This window comes from Acinetobacter piscicola (assembly GCF_002233755.1).
Classification (GTDB): Bacteria; Pseudomonadota; Gammaproteobacteria; order Pseudomonadales; family Moraxellaceae; genus Acinetobacter; species Acinetobacter piscicola.
This window is the reverse complement of record NZ_NIFO01000001.1, coordinates 550,126-570,842: the sequence shown is the minus strand read 5'-3', so window position 1 is coordinate 570,842 and position 20,717 is coordinate 550,126. Positions and strand designations below refer to the sequence as shown.

Sequence of the window (20,717 nt, the reverse complement as noted above, 5' to 3'; positions counted from 1 at the left end):
TTCATCGTTTTTTAAATACAATCACCATCCCTCCTATCTAAATAAGAGGAATGGCTTATAAAATCAAAAGATTAAAACGGCTTAAACACTCAACATACTATTTAAAGTTTCACTGACATTTTTAGATTTCACTTGAGGTTTTAATGCTTCAAGTGCTGTTTTGACTTCACTACGCTGTGGTTCTGCCAAAGTGTACCAGCGTGTTAAAGCTTGCAATAAACGAGAACCTAGAATTGGGTTTTTCTCATCTAAATACTTCGCCAAGTCTACAAAATGTTGAATACCAAAACTCCATGTATTCACAGGATTGGCATTTAAACCACCACTCACTGAACGAATACGGTTTGGTGTACCTAAGTCATAGTCTGCATGTGAGGTTAAATATTGAATGGTTTCAGCAGTCGCTTTCGGATGTGCAGCTTGAATCATAAACCACTGATCCATAGATAAATCTTCATCTTTAAAACGATTATAGAAGTCTTGCAAAGCATCTTTAGCTTGCGGTGCATCATCCCAAACCAACACTTTTAATGCGCCTAAACGTTCAGACATATTGCCCGTATTTTTATACTGCGCATAAGCCAAATCAAACACTTCTGCATCACCTTGACGCGCCATAAAACTCAGCATGATATTTTTTAGCGCGCGTACACCCATCGCTTGAGAAAATTCATTCTGCATATCTGGATCAAGAGATAGATACGTTTCTTTAGCAAAACCACCTAAGATTTTAGCCAGTTGATTTAACAAAGCCTCACGTGCTTCATTCACCACAACAGGATTATAATCGGTATCAATACGACTACCTAAATAACCTTCTGTAGGCACATCAAATAGACGAGAAGCCAATAGTGGATCTTTGGCAATCACAGACGGTAAAGCTTGCTGAATCGCATTGATGTAAATTTGCGCATCATGACCATTCAGCAATACACGCTCAAGCAAAGTTTGAGTTGCTTGCCATTGGTTAAAACCATTGGTTTCGTATTTCAATAAGAATGCAAGCTCTTCATCTGAATAGTTAAATTCAAGATTTACAGGCGCAGAAAAATTACGTAATAACGACGCAACAGGTTTTCCAGTAATACCTGCAAATTCAATTGTTGCTTCATCTTGATCAAATAAATACACACCATCTTTTACATCACTTTCAACCAAAGCATCTGAATGAAGTGTGTATTGCTCACCTGTTTCTGCATTGAATAACGCCAAAGCTACAGGAATCGGCACAGCTTTAAGATTTGGATATTTTGGATGTTCTTTCAAACTTTGTTTAAAGCTCAAACGATAAATTTGATTTGCTGCATCATATTCACCCTGCGCTTCTAGTTTTGGTGTACCTGGTTGGTTGTACCAAATGAGGAATGCAGATAAATCGACACCTGAACCCGCTGTTAAAGCTGCAACCCAATCTTCAACTGTTACCGCTTGACCGTCATGGCGTAAGAAATATTCATCTGTGCCCTTACGGAATTTTTCTTTACCCAGTAAAGTCGCCATCATACGGTTAATTTCTGCACCTTTGTCGTACACAGTCGCCGTATAGAAGTTATTAATTTCGACAAAATGATCTGGGCGTGGTGGGTGCGATAATGGGCCTGCATCTTCTGGGAATTGATGCCCTTTCAATATTGCAACATCATCAATACGTTGTACCGCAGCTGATTGTAAATCTTCTGAGAATGACTGATCACGGAAAACCGTTAAGCCTTCTTTTAAACACAATTGGAACCAATCACGACACGTAATACGGTTACCTGTCCAGTTATGGAAATACTCATGGGCAATCACAGACTGTACACGCATGATCGCTGAGTCAGTTGTATATTCTTCATCGGCTAAAACACATGCGGTATTGAAAATATTTAAACCTTTATTTTCCATTGCGCCCATGTTGAACTGGCTCGTTGCAACGATCATATAATTATCAAGATCATACGGACGCCCATAATGCTCTTCATCCCAACGCATCGAATGTTTTAAAGCTTCCATGGCAATATGACACTTTGGAATGTCTTTTTCTTCTGCGTAGATTTCTAAAGCAACATCACGGCCTTCTGAAGTGGTGTAACGATCTTTGAGTACAGCCAAATCACCAATCACACAAGCAAATAAATAAGCTGGCTTTTTAGTTGGATCTTCCCAAATCGTATAATGACGATTGTTTTCCGCTTCACCTGCTTCGATCAAGTTACCATTCGCCAAAAGCACTGGATATTTTTTATCAGCTTCTACACGTGTGGTGAATACAGACAAAACATCTGGGCGGTCTGGGTAGAACGTGATTTTACGGAAACCTTCAGGCTCATTTTGAGTAACAAATAAATCACCACCAGCGAGATACAAACCTTCAAGCTGTGTATTTGTTTCAGGATGGATCACTACACTCGTTTCAACAACGGCGTCATCAGGTGCATTGGTAATCACCAGTTGTTCAGAATCCAATGTGTACTCACTTTCAGTAAGTTGCTTACCATTGACTGAAATTGATTTTAATTCAAGATCTCGCCCCAACAAAATCAAAGCACCAGCAGCTTGTCTTTTCATGACTAACTTCGAATTTACATTGCTGTGGTCATCGTAAACTTGAATATCAAGTTGGATTGAATCGACAAGAAAAGAAGGTTTTTGATAATCTTTTAAATATACCGTTTGATCTGCTTCAACTACAGGGTTTGCCGCAATGTTCATATAATGTCCTAATTCTGTTGTTTAGCTTAGACTTATGGTTGTGAAGTCATTTGAGCATAAGTCAAATTTCACAATTTGTCTGTGCATCGTGCTTAATTTCTATATGGGTCTGCGTGAAATTAATTTCAATCTTGAAATGCAAAAATCATGCGAATTAAACTTTATTTATACAACTTTTTTGCAAAAAAATTAAATCATTAGTGATGAATAAAAATGTAATATTTTTCCAATATCACTTTTCAATACCGAATAGGTTCACGACTTTATCATGTCTAACACTACCAAAATGATAATAACAACAACTTAGATAAAATGAATCGTGATAAACAACACCTTTATCAATCAAATAAACGCCATCTTCAGTCAAATTATATATACATAATAATCAAGAGAATACTCCATTAAATTTTTCCAAGAATATTGATTTATCATCTTCATCGATCATTGAGTAGCCAATAAAGATAACTACCCATTTACTTAGATATTATCGATATAGAATGCATATTTAAAATTTGCTTAGGCTATTTTATAGCTTAGATTCACGTTTTCTTTATATCGCTTTTTGCTGCTTTTATTCGAATTAAATGTTGCCTTGCAAACTAGAAAAATTACATTCTTTTCAAACTGACTACATTTTGAGCACAGTTATTGCTTGTTTAAATATGTGCAACACGCACAATAGTGAATCAAACAACATAATGAGGTGCAACATGATTTTCAAAGACCATATTGTCCGTATTGATAATATCAAAACGATGCAAATGTTGAATGCCGCAAAAATTGATCACCAAGTCATTGCCATGTTTATGACCTGTGAAGGTGTACCACTAGAAAAAGAAGATGTTTGTGCAATATTAAGACAGTATGATGCATTAGGACAGCACAAAGTATCCCATAAAAAAGCAAAAGCTTTAATTCAAGCCAAAATGAATCATTTTGAGGATTCAGAATTGCCGTGCCCTACGGCGTATTAGCTCTTTATTTCTAGTCATTTAATAATCAATGGACGAATAGCTAAAATCATTTAAAAGGTAAATAGAATTATTCGTTGGTTCTATTTGCCGTCCTTCTATCTCATAGCTGAAAATACTTTTATTCTATCTTGGCAATAGAGCCTTAAATCGCTTGTATGAACAAATTTAATTGGTCATTCATTTACGCTAATCAGCTTTCAGCCACATAGACGTGTATAATCAAAAATTATTGTTTTTTAATACTCGACTATGCTGCAAATTTTGCAAAAACAGCTTGATGAAAGTACCTTTTGCCCACTATGTCAGGCGAGCATGTACTATGTAGAAGCTGAAGAGTTTGAAAAAGAAGTCAATTTTCATCTGTGTAGTCACTGTAGTCATCAAGTTTTTCAAAATCAGCAACACACTTGTCATTGTGAAACGTGTCAAAACAAACGTAAAAAATTGATCAAAGAAACACGTCTTCAAGAAGCTCGAAAATATAAGAAAAAAGACAATTTTGAGTTTGGTTTAAACCAATTAAGTTTTTTACATAAATTGTTTTTATTGAGTATTTTAGACAATCAAGTCCATGAAAATACAGCGCACCAAGAATTCATCGATTGGGAAGTGATTAAATATCATCCTATTACGCCAAATTACTATTTTCAAAGTCAGCTTTTAAATCAGTTAATCAAAGACAATATTCTGACACCTAAAGACTTTAGTGATGATGCACATCAATATTATGTCAATGTTCGTTTAGATGGATATTCTGAGCCGAGCTTATTTAGTATTACCACACAACTTCGTCATTGGTTTTATGAAAACCTGAGTTTAGGAGTTCCTTTTAAAACAGCTGAAGAAGTCAAAAATACGCTGTATGTGATGTTGTATCAGGAAATTGTACAATTTACGCAACATTATTGTCGTACTTGGGGCATTCAAATTTCTGGAAATAAGAATTTCCAAGCATTCTGCTATCGTTTATTGGATAGTTTAGCTGTTGGGCAAATTTTTTATCTGATTCAAACAGCGCTTGAATATCTGCATCAAAAGAAAGCATTGCAAGTTAGAAATGATAATTTTATTAATACCAATATTTTAAAGAAAACGGTTCAACAATATCGTGAGCGTGCTTTGGCTGAAAAGTGGGAAACCACTACGCTACCTCGTCCTCCAAATATTCCTTTTAGCCGTATGAGTGAAATACTTTTTTATCGTTTTTTAGGCTACGATGAAAATATTTTCTTTCAACCTGTTTGGAAGTCTTGGAAAAAGATAGAATCACGTTTAAATTTTTATTCACAAAAACGCTGTATGTACTGTGGTTCCAATGAATTGACGGTTGATTATGATGCAGAAAACTACGTGACTTTGTTTTGTCGCAGTTGTAAACATCAAGACCACTATTTTACACAGTAAGGACTTTCTATGAATCACCCTGAAAATATCTCGAATTCTCTACTGGATCAACTGCATATCCAAACGGATGTGATTTTAGAAAAAGTCGTTGCTGCATGGATAGAGTTACAAACCAGACAGCCTTTGGTTCATTGTATTACCAATAGTGTTGCGGCAAATTATGCTGCTAATGTTTTACTTGCCGCAGGTGCATCTCCTGCAATGATTGATAATCCTTTTGAAGCTGAAAGTTTTGCTTCTATTGCTGCGGCACTGAGTATCAATCTAGGAACGCCAACCACAGAACAAATGCAGGCGATGCAAATTGCTGCGCAAACAGTCGCTGCAAAAGGCACACCGTGGGTACTTGACCCAGTTGGTTATGGTGCTTTTTTAAAGTGGCGCAGTGAAATGGCGGATCAACTGGTTTTACTCAATCCAACCATCATTCGTGGTAATGCCTCTGAAATAAGTACACTAGCAGGCAATCATGTTGAATCGAAAGGTGTAGACAGCACTGTATCGAGCAATGAAGTTTATTTACAAGCTTTACCGCTTTTGGCACATTGCGAATGTGTTGCGATCTCAGGTGAATCAGACTTTCTACTTTCTAAAGAATTAAATGCTGTGATTCAAGTCAATGGTGGAAGCTATCTACAACCTAAAGTCACAGCGACGGGTTGTGCACTTGGCGCTTTAATTGCAGCGTATAGTGCTGTAACAACACCGACAATCGCTGCAATTTCAGCACATATTCACTTTGCAATTGCAGGAAAATTAGCTTTCGAAAAATCACAAAGTGTTGGCAGTTTTAATGTCGCTTTCCTCGATGAAATTTATACAATGACTGCCGATAAAATAGTGCAGTATGCAGATATTGAAGTTTTAAAATAGTTCCTATTTCAAAAATGGATCTACTTTTCTTTCAATAGTAAAAAATGCATGCTTTGAATTGGACAAGAGTTAAATTTTAGCTCTTGTCACTCACTTTATTTTGCTTTCACAATCACTTTCTTATAAATCTCTCTTGGCATTTCAGCAAATTCAACACAAAGCTGAATCTCTAAACCATCTGCTGAGTAATTTTGAAAGGATTGTAAAAATTGCGATAGATTTTCAGTCATTAAGTCTTTTTGTTGTTCTGTTCGACCACTTAAACCTTGTAAGCGCACAAAAATAAAGGCTTGCTTACTCTCCTCGCCATTTTCATCACCAAAGCCAATCAAATAATCTGCAACCTCTTGAATGCGAGACTTGATATCATGCGCATGTCCAACCAAGCCTGTATCAAACAGAGCATGATTTAAACCTAACATAAGCTTCTTTTTGTCTAAATTCTGAATATTGTCAGAATAATCAATAAACATTTGTGGCATGAGATTAACGACTTATTAACATGGTGAAAAGTTAAAAAATTATAACAGCTCTCTACAGAAAAAATGCTTAGGCTGCTCTATTAAATAAGAAAAAACCACCCGAAGGTGGTTTAAAAATATCTCTAAGCAACCAGCCACAATGCATAGAACTCTTGTATGTCATGCTCTAAAAATTCATCACAGTCACTGTCATAAATAAATGTTTTTTCTTCTAATAAATACTCGCAATCTTGTTCTATAAGATATCGTTTTAAGAAAACCTTGAACATATTGGCACGTTCTGGAAATACTTGTTCGCCATCATAAATAATCATAATAGTTACCTCTTTAGAGCAACTGGATTATGGCTATAGTTTAACTCAAAAGCAGATAACATCAAATTAACTTAAAGTTATGTTACATAAATCACACTATTAAAAATAGTAAGCAATCTTCTCTCAAAACACGATTGATATGACTTAATTCATAACTGGATAATTATTCAACAAATAATAAAGCCAAACGCACTTGATCATAGCCCATCTTTGGATTGGTCAATTCAACAATTGGACGTAGCTTAATTGCACCATCATCACTAAAATGACTTGGGTCTTGACGCTTTTTAAGTTTTTTATAAATATTACGAATTTGTTCAACCACTTCTTCGCCAGGGTTAGCCACAGAAATATCTAAATTCTGCTCACGATGTAAACGAGCCAAATGGTTAATAATTGTTGCGGGTGTTAAACCACGTTCAACAGCAATATCTTGAATTTCATAACCATTTTCAAACAGCTCACGTGTTTCATCCAAAGTTGCAGAAGCATAATTGGTCTTACCTGCATTTCGAGCAATTTTCTTTTCATTGCGTTCAATTTCAGTCGCATTCAATGTCCCACCACAATGACGAATAAATGCATTGTGCTGCTGCGTTAAATCTGTGTCTGTATAATGCTGTTCGGCTTCATTGGAAAGCTCTTGAAAGCGGCGATCTGCCTTTATGGCTAAACTGTCTAACTCCAAAGCTTGTTCATTAAATCCAAGCAACCTTAAACCATTAATTGACTTCAGTCGTGACAGTGCAACATAGCCTTGCCCTTTTTCAAAAGTATGACTGAGATTAATTTCGGCCGCTTCTAAAGTCATACCTTGAGATTTATGAATAGTAATCGCCCAAGCAAGACGTAAAGGAACTTGTTGCAAACTGGCAATGGTTTTACCACCCTCATTGTCCACAGACCATGTTTCTGGGGCGACTAATAATGTCGTGCCATCCGTCATTTTGACTTTAGGCAACATACCCATTTGGTCATCTTCTTCAAAACCAATAACTTCACCTAAACTGCCATTGATATAACCCATATCGAAGTTATTTTTTACAAACATGACTTTGGCATGTTTTTTAAGTGTTAATTCATCTGGTGCACGAACTGAAGACTTTAATGTTTCAATGAGTTTTTCATTGCCATCAGTCACGGCGACAAATTGATGGTCCGTACCTTCAATTGCATTCAGATGTTGAAAATTAATGCTATCGACATCCATATTATGGGTATATAGACGAGTGTAGGTATCACCAATATCTTGGTGTCGTGTATCGTGCAGCGCTTGAATATGTTGTTGCTGAATACTTTGTGCACGGATCGCATTCAAAATATCATTCAGCGCAGAATCATCTTGACGGTGTTGTTCTGTTAAATAGCACACTCGAAATTTCGCTTCGACCCATGCATTGGACATGAAGCAAAATTTATCCCGATTCTGTTCACTGTTTTTACCTACAGGTGGTAACTGAAAAAAATCACCTGCCGCAATCACTTGAATACCACCAAAGGCATCATCGGATTCTTTAAAGTATTTTAAAACCTGATTGACCAAATTCAGTTGTTTGGCATGTAACATCGAAATTTCATCGATAATTAACACTTGGGCATTTTCTAAATGCTCTTTTAAATATTTACGTTCTTTCATGCGTTTCAGATCATCATCTGAAAGCGTGTCTTTAATTCCAATCCCTGCCCATGTATGAATCGTCATACCATTCATATGCGTTGCAGCAATACCAGTTGAAGCTGTGATCGCTACAGGTACTTTGCGCGCTTTTAAATAATTGATGTATTGGTTCAACGTATAGGTTTTACCTGCACCTGCGGAACCTGTCAAAAAGACATTTTCGCCCGCTTTCATCAGTTTTAGTGCAGTTTCTTGGTTCATAACAGTCTATTTTTAGCTAAACAGGATAGGACGGCTATAGCCTAACGATTTTTATCCAAAATGTTAAGTAGAATGCTACGGTCTATTCATAATTCATCGATGTTTACGACAACTTATGACCTTATGAAATGCTAATAGACCCTATAAATGACCAAGTTCTTCATTGGGTTGAATACTTAATTTCCACTTTAGATGTTGATTTACATCGTGAATAAAACGCATGGCTTGCAACATATATGCATTCTCTGGAATTTGATTATTCGGCAAACGAATTTGATCAAAAGACAATTGTCCGAGTTGATAATAACAGCCTAAAGTAAACTCTTGGCTTGGGTTATCAATATGCGACATATGAAAAGCCACATATTCTTTTTCTATAATTGGTTTGGTATAGGACAAAGCTAGACAATGTTTAAACACGATAGATTCTTGAATAATTCGTTTTAAACTATTCAGCTCCTCATAACACCACCCTTCAAAATAGATCTTCTGCATGGGTGAAACACGATCCCAAGTTTCAACATCCACCTGTTGTTTAAGTTTTGACAATGTTTCATCAAAATAAACCTGTTCATGCCAACGTTCTGCTTGGTGATATAAGCCCAACCAAGTGATATTCTTACTGACACTCTTTTGTTGATTAAAACAATCCATTAAATAATCTAAGACAAAACTATCAAAAATGCTGTGTGTCGGTATTCTTCGTGTTGGAACATGCTTAAATCTTTTGCGGAAATCTTCAACCTTAATTTGATGCTTTTGTAATAAACGGAAAAATTCAGAATGTTGTTGTTTTTCTGGATGAATAAAAGCCAGCAACTCTTTAGGCAAATCATTAACAATATTCTGTAAAAACCACATAAATGACTGCATGACACGATTTATTTTGCTATAAATCTTTTTATATAACTGAGGATTTTCATTAGTCATCAAAGCAGCAAAATCTAACCACTCTTCAATGTATAAATAAGAATTGGCAATAACTTTTCGGTTTTTTTGTGGCTGAACATCTTTCTGATATAAATCATAACAATCATTTTTAGAGTTATTAAACCATTGGTTTTTTATCGCAAATGCATGACTTTCTAACAAAAACAATCTTGCAGAAATATTTTTAAAAAACTCCAACACACTGACGATGACTTCCGCATCAATTTTAGAGGTATCCACAAAACTCAAAGCCGTGATACTCACTCGCGTACTGACATGATTGACATGTTCTGCAACCCAATCATTCACCAAAACATCTTGTTTAAACAACCAATTGACACTGCGTTTAGTCAAGCAAAGCGGTAATTTATGAATTAAATCTTGATCCCAATATGTCCCATGTGTATTTAAAAAGTGTTTTTTGTTCAGTAAATCCTGATATTGCCAATAGCCTCGTTGCATCAATTTGGCATAAGCAAGCAGATGCGGTTGTTCTAATGCATGCTTAGACAACAATTGATAGCTATTAAAATGTTGCACAATATCTTTAAGTTGCAATGATTCTGAATGGAAAACCTTAAAAATTCGTAAATAATGGCTTGGTATAAATTGATGTAATTTAAAACTCAATTGTTGCAGCTTAGGCATCAATTCATTCACCGCTAAAAACTCACTACCTAATACTGAGTTAATTAAAAGCAGATGTTTAATATTAATTTCTACAGCAAGTGGAATTTCTTTGCCATATTTTGCAAATTCAGAAATATAGGGATGATCAAAATAACCATATTTGATGAGCAATTGATCTATTTTTAAAGCTTCAGTTTGCTGAATATTATATAAATACTGCTCTACTCGATTTTCACCATCGACCCATTCAAAGACTTGCTCAATAAAAGTTTGTCTTAGAATTTGCGTTCTGGTTTTTAAATCTGTCGGATGAAATGACTGAAATGGATGTGTATAAAAATAAATATCTTCCGTGATCAATCGAATCAGACGGTCTGCATTGAGTTGGCGATTTTCAAGTGCTAACTTAAAGACCAAACCCAATGATTCATCTAAAGCTACATTCAAAAGCTGATTGGCAATACCTAAACTGCATTGCGTATCACTCACTTCGAAAAAATTTTGTGCATTAATATTTTTAAAATAATAAAGTTGATCCAAATAGATTTGGCGCAAATCTATTGAAATCAGAAGCAGCTCTTGTGCAGCAAGCTGGTGGCTATTTTGCAGCTCATGCGAGATTAACTGCGCCATTGTGTGCCTCGGTCTTTCTATCATGTCGATGAATGGCTTATTCTATGATAACCCCATCACAACACCTATTTCATTTCATTATCTTTTGCAATTTTTTGTTTATGCATCACAATATACTTTTACATTCAATGCCTTAACACACCCACTTCAAACACTTACCTGATAAATAACGCATGGAAATGGTGTATTAAAAGCATTAAATGTCTTGAGCTGCACAGTTAATAAAGGTTCTAAACCAGTCTAACAAACAGCATTGACTCCCATTCGTTCTTCAATCAAGTCATAACACCATTGGAAAACAAAGGTATAAACTAAAATACAGCTGGTCATTCCCAAATCCAACAGAATCGCTTGTAGGATGCTCATCTCCATTGCATAAGCGACCATTGGAATGGTTGCAAGCATTAAGCCCCCCTCAAAACCAATCGCATGTAAAATACGAATTTTAATGGTTCGCTTAAACTTCTTTTTCTGCTCAATTTTCTCAAAAAAATGATTAAAAATCATATTCCAGACGACAGATGTAACCGCCATGGCTACACCCAAAGTTCCAGTCACTTCCATTGGAACTTCAAAAATAAAACTCAATGCAATCGCTATGATCACCAATAGAATGATCTCATAGCTCAAAGCATGAATAATCCTTCTTTTAGAAATCACCATTTTAAAATACTCACTTTTCTTTACGTTGCTGACTTATGAATGAATAATTCACTCATTTCATAAAGACAGATATTGATTAGACTTCTTGCGATAAGTCGAGTTGTGATCAACATCTATTTATAATGGAAGTTCCCTCTCCTTAATAAAGGAGAGGGTTAGGGAGAGGATTTATATAATAAGCACCCTCTCACTCTAACCTTATCCCTGAGCCATAGATGGCGCAAGAAAAGAGACTCGCAATATTAATTTTCGATCATTTTTGACTTTTGCATGATATTGATTCGACAGATGCAGTATATTTTTATAATATTGATTAATCGAGTTAGATTCTTTCAGTTTTATTGAAAGATTAAACCAAGCATGTTTGAGAATAATCATGAATATCAACCAAGAGCAGCTGAATATATTTAAGACCGTGATGGAAACAGGTTCATTTTCTGCTGCGGCTCGAAAATTAGGTAAAGTACCCTCCGCAGTCAGTATGTCTATCGCCAACTTAGAAATTGATTTAAACCTGAAACTTTTCAATCGTGTCGGTCGTGAGCCTATTCCTACGGCTCAAGCCAATTTCTTGTATGAAAAAACCGAACAACTCTTGGTTGAAATGAATCAATGGAAACAACAAGCCATTGCACTCAGCGAAGGTTTAGAATCTGCACTCAATATTGTGGTGGTTTCAGAATTAATTCATACCGATTGGACGGAATATGTTGCGCTATTAGCTGAGCGCTTTCCGACATTGCAAATCAATATTTATACTGCACCGCAAGAAGATGCATTGAAAATGTTAATTAATCAAAGTGCTCAACTTGCGCTCATGTTTGAACGTGAGTTTTTGGAAAGTCGTGAACAATTTGTAGAATTTAAACAAGAGACCTTAGTTCCTGTAGCGGCAATTGATCATCCTTTGGCACAGCATGTACAAGTGAGTTTTGAGCAAATCCTACAAAGCCGACAAATTGTTGTTGCTAGTCGAGATCGAACCGTAAAACCTGAATTACTTTATTCAAAGAATTATTGGCGAACCGATAATCATCATTCAGCATGCTCACTGATCTTAAAAAAGTTAGGTTGGGGCGTTCTACCTATACAAATGTTTAACGAAAATCCTGAACTAAGGAAAAAATTAAAAACGCTTGATTTGCTCGATTTCACTCCCAAATTTGAATATTACGTCGACATTGTATGGAATAAAGAGAGTAATCTTGGTCTAGCTGCTCGTTTTTTGATTAATCACATCAGAAAACAAAGAATTCATACAAAATAATGTCAAATTCAACACTTTTTCCACTTTTGCTAAATTTGCATTGTGTTATAAATAAATTACAAATATTTTAACTAAGAAATAGACGGCAATGACACAATCTGCATTAGATCAATTAAAACGCTTAACCACTATTGTTGCTGATACAGGTGATTTAGCTGCTATTCAACAATTTCGTCCTTTAGACGCAACAACCAATCCTTCACTCATTACCTCGGCTGCTCAGCAACCTGAAAATCGTGAGCTCATTGAAGATGCTTACGACCAAGCGAAAAAAGAAGGATATCAACTCGATCAACTTGTCGATCGTACTATTGACATTCTTACAGTAAAACTCGGCGTAGAAATTTTAAAAGCAATTGAAGGACGTGTTTCGACTGAGGTTGATGCTGCGCTTTCTTATAATACTGATGAAACCATTGTCAAAGCCAAAGAATTACTAGCGCTTTATAAATCATATGGTATCGACCAAGATCGCATTTTAATTAAAATTGCCTCGACATGGGAAGGTATTCAAGCGGCGAAAGCACTTGAAGCTGAAGGTATTCATTGCAATTTAACACTACTTTTCGGTATGCACCAAGCCAAGGCCTGTGCAGACGCTGAAGTCACCCTGATCTCTCCATTCGTAGGCCGAATTTTAGATTGGTACAAAAAAGCTGAAAATGTAGATAACTACCCAATTGAAAAAGATCCAGGGGTGCTTTCAGTTAAACACATTTATGCTTACTACAAACAGCATCAAATTAAAACTGAAGTGATGGGTGCAAGTTTCCGTAGTGTAGACCAAGTTCTAGCATTGGCGGGCTGTGACTTACTCACTGTTGCACCCGGATTACTGACAAAGTTAGAGCAAGATCAGCGTATCGTTGAACCACAACTGCACAAACACGTACAGAATGATCAAAATCAGCCATACCAAGAAATTTCTAAAGCTGACTTTAAACAGCAATTAGAGGGTGATTTGATGTCATTCCAATTGCTACAAAGCGGAGTCGATGGTTTTATCAAAGCACGTGAACAATTGGCTTTATTATTACGTCAATCCTTTGGCTTAGAAGCAGATTTTATTGATTAATTGTTTCAAATTTGAATGCATTTTCTATGCATTAATTTAGTGGATTAATGCACTAAAATTGCTCACAATTTAAAACCGAGTTTGTTATGATACAAGCTCGGTTTTTTATTTATATTTGATAATCTAGTGAGTATCCCGTGTTTGGTATTACCGATATTGCAACGTATGTCTTAGGGGCTATTTTCATTGTCATTTTGCCGGGACCAAACTCGCTTTACGTGATGTCTATTGCCTCTCGATTTGGGATCAAAACAGGTTATATTGGCGCTTTTGGTGTGTTTGTAGGTGATTTAATCCTCATTCTATGTACAGTACTTGGTGCGGCATCACTGTTACATACCTTCCCTTGGTTATTTATTATTCTTAAAATTACTGGCGCGGCATATCTTTCATATCTTGGCGTTCGATTACTTATCGCCAGTGTAAAAACATGGATGAATAAACCCAAGAATATTCAAACAATTTCAGAAAACTCAACGACTGTTGAACAGTTTCATCCCTTTAGAACCGCATTAACCATTAGTTTATTAAATCCTAAAGCGATTATGTTTTACTTGTCCTTTTTTGTTCAATTTGTAGATCCCCAATATCCCTATCCTGCGATTAGTTTTGCTGTACTTTCTGTGATTTTGCAAGTGATTAGTATGGCTTATCTTACTATTCTGATTTTTTCGGGAATTAAACTGGCGAACTTCTTTAATCGTCGTTATAAAGTCGCTGCTTTTAGTGTGGCATGCGTAGGGTTATTATTTTGTGGCTTTGGTTTAAAACTGGCGACGTCTACAATGTAAGCTTTATATTATGAAGCTTGATATTGTCAGTGTTTAAACTCGCTGACTAAACATAGAGCTTTTCTCGATCAATCAGTGAGTTCTATATGACTTGTGAATTTCAACTTCGATGAGTTGAATATTTGATTAAGACCATTGATGAAAATCCAAACTCGTTAAAACTTTTCGTAAATTGATCACGAATGAATATTTGGAATAAGTTATAAAATGCTTTCATCATTAGCATTAGAAAATTTCATGTTTAAAATGAGCAATCTCACGATTATTGCTATAAGCAACAAATCGTTCCGTGTATGATGATTAGTGTACTTTTCTACCATTTAGTCAAATTCAAAAGCTAGGGATCATGCAAAAAATACTCCAAGACTTTTCTATACCTGCTGTTTTTGCAGGCTTTATTACCTTTTTAATTGGTATCAGTGTTTCAGCTGTATTGGTGATTCAAGCCGCACAGCTACTTAGTGCAACGCCTGAACAAATTACTTCTTGGTTTTGGGCACTGGGTTTAGGTATTGGTCTTTCGGGACTGATTCTGTCTTGGAAATTTAAATATCCAGTTGCGACATCATGGTCAACGGCTGGGCTTGCACTCATCCTAGCAACTGCGAGTGGTTATACACTTTATGAAGCAATTGGTGCCTTCTTAGTCTGTGGTTTATTGACTGCGATTTTAGGATTCTTAGGTATTTTTGAAAAAGTCCTTGCCTACATTCCACAAAGTTTAACCAGTGCCATGCTTGCAGGAGTATTACTCAAGTTTGGTATCGCCTTATTTGCCAGTATGCAAAACGATTGGCAATTCATTTTATCTTTACTTGCTATTTATATTATTTCTAAACGTTTATGGGCACGTTATTGCATTGTCATTACAGTTATTGCAGGGATTCTGATTTGTCCTTTGTTTATGGAGTTTCATACCCCAGTTTTACATTGGAGTTTGGCAAAACCTGTATGGATGACACCTGAATTTACATGGTCTGCTTTATTTGGACTGGCTTTACCTTTATTTGTGATCAACATGGCTTCTCAATATTTGCCCGGTATTGCCATGATTAAAAGCTACGGTTATCAACCCCATGTCAATCAACTGATTGGTTGGACAGGTTTGACACAAGCCATTCTTGCACCTTTTGGCTGCTATACCGTAAATATTGCAGCAATTAGTGCTGCTGTCAGTTTAGATGATCAAGTTCACCCTGATCCATCTAAGCGCTATATCGCAGGGATTAGTTGTGGATTTTTCTATATTTTGATGGGGCTTTTTGCAGCAACTCTCACCAGTTTGCTCATGTCTTTCCCACATCTTTTTATCGTTGCTTTAGCAGGAATTGCCCTATTCGGTACAATTAGTCATAACATTGCAATTGCTTTTTATGAAGTGAAAGACCGTGAAGCAGCATTACTCACATTCTTATTCAGTGCTTCAAGCGTGCAATTCTTTGGTATTGGTTCAGCATTTTGGGGATTATTGTTCGGATTTGCAGTGTCATTTATTTTAAATTTTAGAACTAAAAAATAAGTGATGATAACTTATGAAAAAGAAATTATTTACAGTTGGAATTTTTGCTTTAACACTGAATGCATGCACTTCAATTCAAGTGAAAAATAATGACGGATTTCAACCACAATCTGTAAAACAAATATGTGTTATTCATAACTCAAAAGTGACAATCGATGGGTTTGAACAATCTATTATACGTAGTTTCAGGCGATACAACATTAATGCACGAATTTACCCTGAAAATTCAAAACCTGTGATGTGTGAAACAACGATGAATTACACAGCATTACGCTCATGGGATTTTGTGACTTATTTAACTTATGCAAAATTTACTCTCATGAAACAAGGACGAATCGTTTCTGAAGCAGAATTTAGATTAAAAGGAAAAGGTGGTCTCGCTTTAAACAAATGGCGTAGCACGGACACTAAAGTTGACGAGCTAGTGGAGCAATTGGTTGATCCTAAAAGTAAATAATAAATGCTTATCTCAAGCTGATCTTTAAATTCATACTAATATTACAGACAAAAAAAAGCTTACCCTATGATGGATAAGCTTAGAAACTTAAAATAAGTTAAATAAAGTAGAAACTACAGCTAGAATCTGAAACGTATATTACACACCGCTCACTATTTAAACAAATACTTAAAAACGATTAAACAATTAATTTTTTGTATTAATAGATCTAAACAATTAAATTAATTAAAAAAAAATGTGATAAATAATGCAAAAACATAAGACAAAAAAACAATTAAACCCGTATTGAATCACAATTCTTAGACAAAAGTTGTATAGGTATTAAATTTCAGGATAAAACCCTGTACCTTCTGGCCAAGGCGACAACAACTCAAATCCGGTATCCGTGACTGCAATCATATGTTCCCACTGTGCAGATAGAGACTTGTCTGCGGTAATAACAGTCCAACCATCTTTCAGTTCTTTAACTTTTGCTTTACCTGCATTGACCATCGGTTCAATGGTAAAGACCATGCCTTTTTTAAGAATTAAGCCATGTCCCGCCTGTCCATAATGTAGCACATTGGGTTGTTCATGATATACCTTACCAATGCCGTGACCACAATATTCGCGAACAATTGAATAACCTTCTTGCTCTGCAACTTGTTGAATTGCAGCACCTACATCACCCAATGTTGCTCCAGGCTTCACTGTATGAATACCTGCGACCATTGCAAGATAAGTTGTGTCAACCAACTTCTTTGCTTCAGGTTTTACACTACCCACATAGTACATCCGACTGGTATCACCAAAATATCCATCTTTAATAATCGCAACATCAATATTGATAATATCGCCATCATTCAAAACGATGCTATTAGAAGGAATACCATGACAAACTACTTCATTTGGAGAAATACAGGTCGTTTTGGTATAACCATAATAACCCACATTTGCAGGGATCACTTTCAATGTATTGACAATAAAATCATTGCACAAATCATCTAAATACTCTGTTGTCACACCCGGCTTGACATACTCACCTATCATCTCTAAAACCTGCGCAGCCAAACGCCCAGACACTCGTAATTTTTCAAGGTCTTGTTCAGTTTTAATCGTGATAGTAGAAGCTTTCATCGTATCTGTCCGCAATTATGAGCATGCATTATAAGCTTTTTATGCGCTGATTGTGCTTTTTCTTAACCATTACAAAGAACTTTGCAATGTGAAATATTCCTCAATATTTACAAAATAAGATAAATGCATAAAAAATCAATTAAAACACAAGATTAATTATTTTCAAATATGCTTTTGACAATAATGATCTAAATTAAGCGATTAATCATCTACATAAATATAATTTATATTGCTAATTGGTTAAAATTTATAAACTTCAGGAATAATATTTATAAAATAAAATACAAAAAAAATCACTTTTCTACTAAAATCACCGTTTTTGTTTCTCTAACCTCTTCCTTTATGACGAATCTCCGTACAAAGGATATTATTGCTTTAGGTTTTATGACTTTTGCCTTATTTATTGGGGCAGGCAATATTATCTTTCCACCTATTGTTGCTCAACAAGCAGGTGAACATGTATGGCTCGCAGCTTTAGGTTTTCTAATCACTGCTGTAGGTCTACCTGTACTCACCATCATGGCGCTTTCAAAAACTGAAGGTTCTATTGCAATTTTAAGTTCGCCTTTGGGTAAAGTTGCCAGTTTAATGTTAACTGTCGTTTGCTACCTTTCTGTCGGACCTTTATTCGCTACGCCACGTACTGCAACGGTTTCTTACGAAATCGGTTTTTCTCCTTATTTTGGAAATAGCAGCACATCTTTACTGATCTATAGTATTGTTTATTTTGCTTTTGTCACAGTCGTGTCTCTTTATCCAAATAAGTTATTGGATACTGTCGGGCATGTTCTTGCACCATTGAAAATTATTGCACTTGCTATTCTAGGCATTGCTGCGTTGGTCACACCAACAGGTTCAATCTCTCCTGCAATTAATAATTATGTCACTAGCCCTGTTTCTGAAGGTTTCGTCAATGGTTACTTAACCATGGATACTTTAGGCGCATTGGTTTTCGGTATTGTCATTATTCATGCCATTCATTCGCGTGGTGTAACTGACAAAAAGTTAGTGACTAAATATGCGGTCATCGCTAGTTTAATTTCAGGTGTCGGTTTAACGCTCGTTTATCTCAGCTTATTTAAATTGGGTTTAGGCAGCCATGATGTTGCACCTAATGCTGCAAATGGAGCTGTGATTCTACATGCCTATGTGCAACATGCTTTTGGTAATTTAGGGTCATTATTCCTTACTGCTCTAATTTTTATTGCATGTATGGTGACTGCGATTGGCTTAACCTGCGCATGTGCAGAATATTTCTCTGAATTGCTCAAAATCCCTTACAAGATTTTAGTGGTCATTTTAGTTTTATTCTCATTGGTTATTTCAAATCTAGGTTTAACCAAGTTAATTGCTTTTTCAGTTCCTGTTTTAAGTGCCATCTATCCGCCAGCAATTGTGGTGATTGTACTGAGCTTCTTCTGGAAAAAATTCAACAATCCATCTTTAGTGATTGCACCAGTAACAGCTGTTTCATTCATTTTTGGGGTTATTGAAGGAATTAAAGTCACAAGCTTTAAAGACAATTTACCTGCATTGATCCAAAACTTACCTTTGAATGAACAAAACTTAGCATGGTTAATTCCATCTTTAATTGTATTCATTATTTGTGTCGTAATTGATAAAGTTAAAAAATAAACCTTTTTTAACCTACCTTTAAAATTTGATTTTACCCAAATCATATTTTATGAGTAATCAATAATCGTCAAGTTTATCCAACTGGCTGTTATTGTTTGCGACACTTCGTTATTCAAATGCAGTAAATTTTTTTCTAGGACGTGCCTCTCTTCCATTTGATCAAATTTCAACCAAATAAAACAATAAAGAAATTTGAATAAATTAAACCGATTCGGTATACAAATTAGGCTTATTTTTTGCATCAAAATCATAAACTTTGGTCTTAGTTCTCTTCCATCTATCTACAACTTATTGTATTTTATAATGATAACTAGATCTCACTTTTAAATTTCACTACCTTTATAATCCAATATTGATTAAACATATTTTTAAAATAAATGAAATATTCATGTTTTGTCATAAATATGTCATATTTAGTCATGAAAATAGTCATATTTTCACTTGAAATAATAATCAGATGTGGTACAACTAAATAAACCAATCCAGACCAAAACAATTAGGTTTTTGTCGAGCAGACAGGAGGTATGGAGATGTTACCAATACATTTCGACAAGCAAGTCTTCATTAATTCGTTGAAGGCAAACAAAAAAATGGTCACGTATTTAAGCACTACGTTGGCACTTCTTGCTACCCTATTTATTCATGGGCTCATTCAAGGTAATTTAAAACCTGAATTTTTTGCTTATGCATTAATCGTATCTGCAGCCTTCTATCTTTGGGATGTTGTCGATCATAAATCGCGAAAGCTTGCGAAAATTACAGAATAAAAGATGGATGCGAAGCATCCATCTTTAATGAATGAAGAAATAAAAACTATAAGAATTTAAAAAACAAATACTTACGTTAAAAACTTTCAAACAATTTAATATTCAATCAACCCAATATTCAAACGATTTAATATAGCTTAAATCAGAACAATCCCTTGAACATTCCCAATAAAAGACCACCTGTCGCAGTAACTTCACCAATCACCAATAAAACCATTGCCATACGCATCAGTATTTTTGGTAATTGCATTTTTCCTAATTGGTGTGGTTCTTTAAATTGGTTGGTCGTGTCTTTTAAGAAACCATGCAACACATAGCTCGCAATTGAAAAAGTAAAGAAAATTAAATTAATGACAATAAATAAAAGATTTACAATTTCTGACCACACAGAACAGTAAGCCATGATGGCTAAAATCAGCGTTGCAGGTGCATAAAGTAAGCTACTGCGATGAGCAATATCCACATAATAATGCGCCCTTGCTAACTCAGAACGGCTTATTTGATAATACTTCCATACTCCTGTTAGCATGCCAACCAACAAATATATCCCACTGAATAATATAGCTAATTTTGCTGAAAGTGGTAAAAGACCAATACCCATTTTATTGTCCTATTTT

General features: G+C 35.4%; 18 protein-coding genes. 10 read left to right on the top strand and 8 right to left on the bottom strand.

The genetic code is table 11. From position 1 onward, the window contains the following. Nucleotides 1–81 precede the first annotated feature (81 nt). Complete coding sequence (gene pepN / locus CDA10_RS07580; RefSeq protein ID WP_089605001.1) at nt 82–2,691, bottom strand: aminopeptidase N; 2,610 nt, start codon at nt 2,689–2,691, stop codon at nt 82–84. Between the two features lie 710 nt (nt 2,692–3,401). Between pepN and CDA10_RS07575 the strand changes: the two genes are divergently transcribed. The 3 genes from CDA10_RS07575 to thiM all read left to right on the top strand — a co-directional run bounded on the left by CDA10_RS07575 (nt 3,402) and on the right by thiM (nt 5,942). Then, entirely contained in the window at nt 3,402–3,665 is a 264-nt protein-coding gene (locus CDA10_RS07575) for a hypothetical protein (protein WP_089605000.1), read from the top strand. Nucleotides 3,666–3,914: 249 nt separating this feature from the next. Continuing rightward, complete coding sequence (locus CDA10_RS07570; RefSeq protein ID WP_089604999.1) at nt 3,915–5,069, top strand: hypothetical protein; 1,155 nt, start codon at nt 3,915–3,917, stop codon at nt 5,067–5,069. Between the two features lie 9 nt (nt 5,070–5,078). Continuing rightward, nucleotides 5,079–5,942 carry a hydroxyethylthiazole kinase gene (gene thiM / locus CDA10_RS07565; RefSeq protein ID WP_089604998.1) on the top strand — a complete coding sequence of 288 codons (864 nt, stop codon included), beginning with the start codon at nt 5,079–5,081 and terminating at the stop codon, nt 5,940–5,942. A gap of 95 nt (nt 5,943–6,037) precedes the next feature. On the opposite strand, the gene CDA10_RS07560 is transcribed toward thiM, so the two are convergent. The 5 genes from CDA10_RS07560 to aceI form a co-directional block, all read right to left on the bottom strand. Further along, complete coding sequence (locus CDA10_RS07560) at nt 6,038–6,424, bottom strand: 5-carboxymethyl-2-hydroxymuconate Delta-isomerase (RefSeq protein WP_089604997.1); 387 nt, start codon at nt 6,422–6,424, stop codon at nt 6,038–6,040. Nucleotides 6,425–6,546: 122 nt separating this feature from the next. Further along, complete coding sequence (locus CDA10_RS07555) at nt 6,547–6,738, bottom strand: hypothetical protein (protein WP_171333954.1); 192 nt, start codon at nt 6,736–6,738, stop codon at nt 6,547–6,549. 163 nt (nt 6,739–6,901) lie between these two features. Continuing rightward, nucleotides 6,902–8,617 (bottom strand): AAA family ATPase, encoded by a 1,716-nt coding sequence (locus CDA10_RS07550; RefSeq protein ID WP_089604995.1) that lies wholly within the window; start codon nt 8,615–8,617, stop codon nt 6,902–6,904. 141 nt (nt 8,618–8,758) lie between these two features. Continuing rightward, nucleotides 8,759–10,810, bottom strand: a complete 2,052-nt coding sequence (locus CDA10_RS07545; RefSeq protein ID WP_089604994.1) for a hypothetical protein — start codon at nt 10,808–10,810, stop codon at nt 8,759–8,761. 240 nt (nt 10,811–11,050) lie between these two features. Beyond that, nucleotides 11,051–11,473 carry a chlorhexidine efflux PACE transporter AceI gene (gene aceI, locus CDA10_RS07540; RefSeq protein ID WP_089604993.1) on the bottom strand — a complete coding sequence of 141 codons (423 nt, stop codon included), beginning with the start codon at nt 11,471–11,473 and terminating at the stop codon, nt 11,051–11,053. 376 nt (nt 11,474–11,849) lie between these two features. Here aceI and aceR point away from each other — a divergent pair, with 376 nt between their 5' ends. The 5 genes from aceR (at nt 11,850) to CDA10_RS07510 (ending at nt 16,582) form a co-directional block, all read left to right on the top strand. Further along, complete coding sequence (gene aceR, locus CDA10_RS07530; protein WP_089604991.1) at nt 11,850–12,740, top strand: HTH-type transcriptional regulator AceR; 891 nt, start codon at nt 11,850–11,852, stop codon at nt 12,738–12,740. Between the two features lie 88 nt (nt 12,741–12,828). Beyond that, the gene (tal, locus tag CDA10_RS07525; protein WP_089604990.1) at nt 12,829–13,815 is read left to right on the top strand and encodes a transaldolase; all 987 of its coding nucleotides are present in this window, start codon (nt 12,829–12,831) and stop codon (nt 13,813–13,815) included. A gap of 137 nt (nt 13,816–13,952) precedes the next feature. Then, nucleotides 13,953–14,606: a leucine efflux protein LeuE gene (gene leuE, locus CDA10_RS07520; RefSeq protein ID WP_089604989.1), complete on the top strand. Its 654-nt coding sequence runs from the start codon at nt 13,953–13,955 to the stop codon at nt 14,604–14,606. Between the two features lie 346 nt (nt 14,607–14,952). Further along, on the top strand, nt 14,953–16,125 hold the full coding sequence (locus tag CDA10_RS07515) for a benzoate/H(+) symporter BenE family transporter (RefSeq protein ID WP_089604988.1): 1,173 nt from the start codon (nt 14,953–14,955) through the stop codon (nt 16,123–16,125). 13 nt (nt 16,126–16,138) lie between these two features. After that, nucleotides 16,139–16,582: an Sbal_3080 family lipoprotein gene (locus tag CDA10_RS07510; protein ID WP_089604987.1), complete on the top strand. Its 444-nt coding sequence runs from the start codon at nt 16,139–16,141 to the stop codon at nt 16,580–16,582. A 321-nt stretch (nt 16,583–16,903) separates the two neighbouring features. On the opposite strand, the gene map is transcribed toward CDA10_RS07510, so the two are convergent. After that, nucleotides 16,904–17,698 (bottom strand): type I methionyl aminopeptidase, encoded by a 795-nt coding sequence (gene map, locus CDA10_RS07505; RefSeq protein WP_089604986.1) that lies wholly within the window; start codon nt 17,696–17,698, stop codon nt 16,904–16,906. 342 nt (nt 17,699–18,040) lie between these two features. On the opposite strand from map, the gene brnQ reads away from it, so the two are divergent. Together brnQ and CDA10_RS07495 are read left to right on the top strand one after the other, a co-directional pair. Then, on the top strand, nt 18,041–19,333 hold the full coding sequence (gene brnQ / locus CDA10_RS07500; protein ID WP_089604985.1) for a branched-chain amino acid transport system II carrier protein: 1,293 nt from the start codon (nt 18,041–18,043) through the stop codon (nt 19,331–19,333). 530 nt (nt 19,334–19,863) lie between these two features. Further along, entirely contained in the window at nt 19,864–20,100 is a 237-nt protein-coding gene (locus CDA10_RS07495; RefSeq protein WP_089604984.1) for a hypothetical protein, read from the top strand. Between the two features lie 142 nt (nt 20,101–20,242). Here the strand turns inward: CDA10_RS07495 and CDA10_RS07490 are convergent, their stop codons facing one another. Further along, the gene (locus CDA10_RS07490) at nt 20,243–20,701 is read right to left on the bottom strand and encodes a hypothetical protein (RefSeq protein ID WP_089604983.1); all 459 of its coding nucleotides are present in this window, start codon (nt 20,699–20,701) and stop codon (nt 20,243–20,245) included. Nucleotides 20,702–20,717 lie beyond the last annotated feature (16 nt).

Coding starts and splice junctions, on each gene's coding strand:
- pepN (WP_089605001.1), bottom strand. CDS start 2,691: ATGAACATTGCGGCAAACCCTGTAGTTGAAGCAGATCAAACGGTATAT.
- CDA10_RS07575 (WP_089605000.1), top strand. CDS start 3,402: ATGATTTTCAAAGACCATATTGTCCGTATTGATAATATCAAAACGATG.
- CDA10_RS07570 (WP_089604999.1), top strand. CDS start 3,915: ATGCTGCAAATTTTGCAAAAACAGCTTGATGAAAGTACCTTTTGCCCA.
- thiM (WP_089604998.1), top strand. CDS start 5,079: ATGAATCACCCTGAAAATATCTCGAATTCTCTACTGGATCAACTGCAT.
- CDA10_RS07560 (WP_089604997.1), bottom strand. CDS start 6,424: ATGCCACAAATGTTTATTGATTATTCTGACAATATTCAGAATTTAGAC.
- CDA10_RS07555 (WP_171333954.1), bottom strand. CDS start 6,738: ATGATTATTTATGATGGCGAACAAGTATTTCCAGAACGTGCCAATATG.
- CDA10_RS07550 (WP_089604995.1), bottom strand. CDS start 8,617: ATGAACCAAGAAACTGCACTAAAACTGATGAAAGCGGGCGAAAATGTC.
- CDA10_RS07545 (WP_089604994.1), bottom strand. CDS start 10,810: ATGGCGCAGTTAATCTCGCATGAGCTGCAAAATAGCCACCAGCTTGCT.
- aceI (WP_089604993.1), bottom strand. CDS start 11,473: ATGGTGATTTCTAAAAGAAGGATTATTCATGCTTTGAGCTATGAGATC.
- aceR (WP_089604991.1), top strand. CDS start 11,850: ATGAATATCAACCAAGAGCAGCTGAATATATTTAAGACCGTGATGGAA.
- tal (WP_089604990.1), top strand. CDS start 12,829: ATGACACAATCTGCATTAGATCAATTAAAACGCTTAACCACTATTGTT.
- CDA10_RS07515 (WP_089604988.1), top strand. CDS start 14,953: ATGCAAAAAATACTCCAAGACTTTTCTATACCTGCTGTTTTTGCAGGC.
- CDA10_RS07510 (WP_089604987.1), top strand. CDS start 16,139: ATGAAAAAGAAATTATTTACAGTTGGAATTTTTGCTTTAACACTGAAT.
- map (WP_089604986.1), bottom strand. CDS start 17,698: ATGAAAGCTTCTACTATCACGATTAAAACTGAACAAGACCTTGAAAAA.
- brnQ (WP_089604985.1), top strand. CDS start 18,041: ATGACGAATCTCCGTACAAAGGATATTATTGCTTTAGGTTTTATGACT.
- CDA10_RS07495 (WP_089604984.1), top strand. CDS start 19,864: ATGTTACCAATACATTTCGACAAGCAAGTCTTCATTAATTCGTTGAAG.
- CDA10_RS07490 (WP_089604983.1), bottom strand. CDS start 20,701: ATGGGTATTGGTCTTTTACCACTTTCAGCAAAATTAGCTATATTATTC.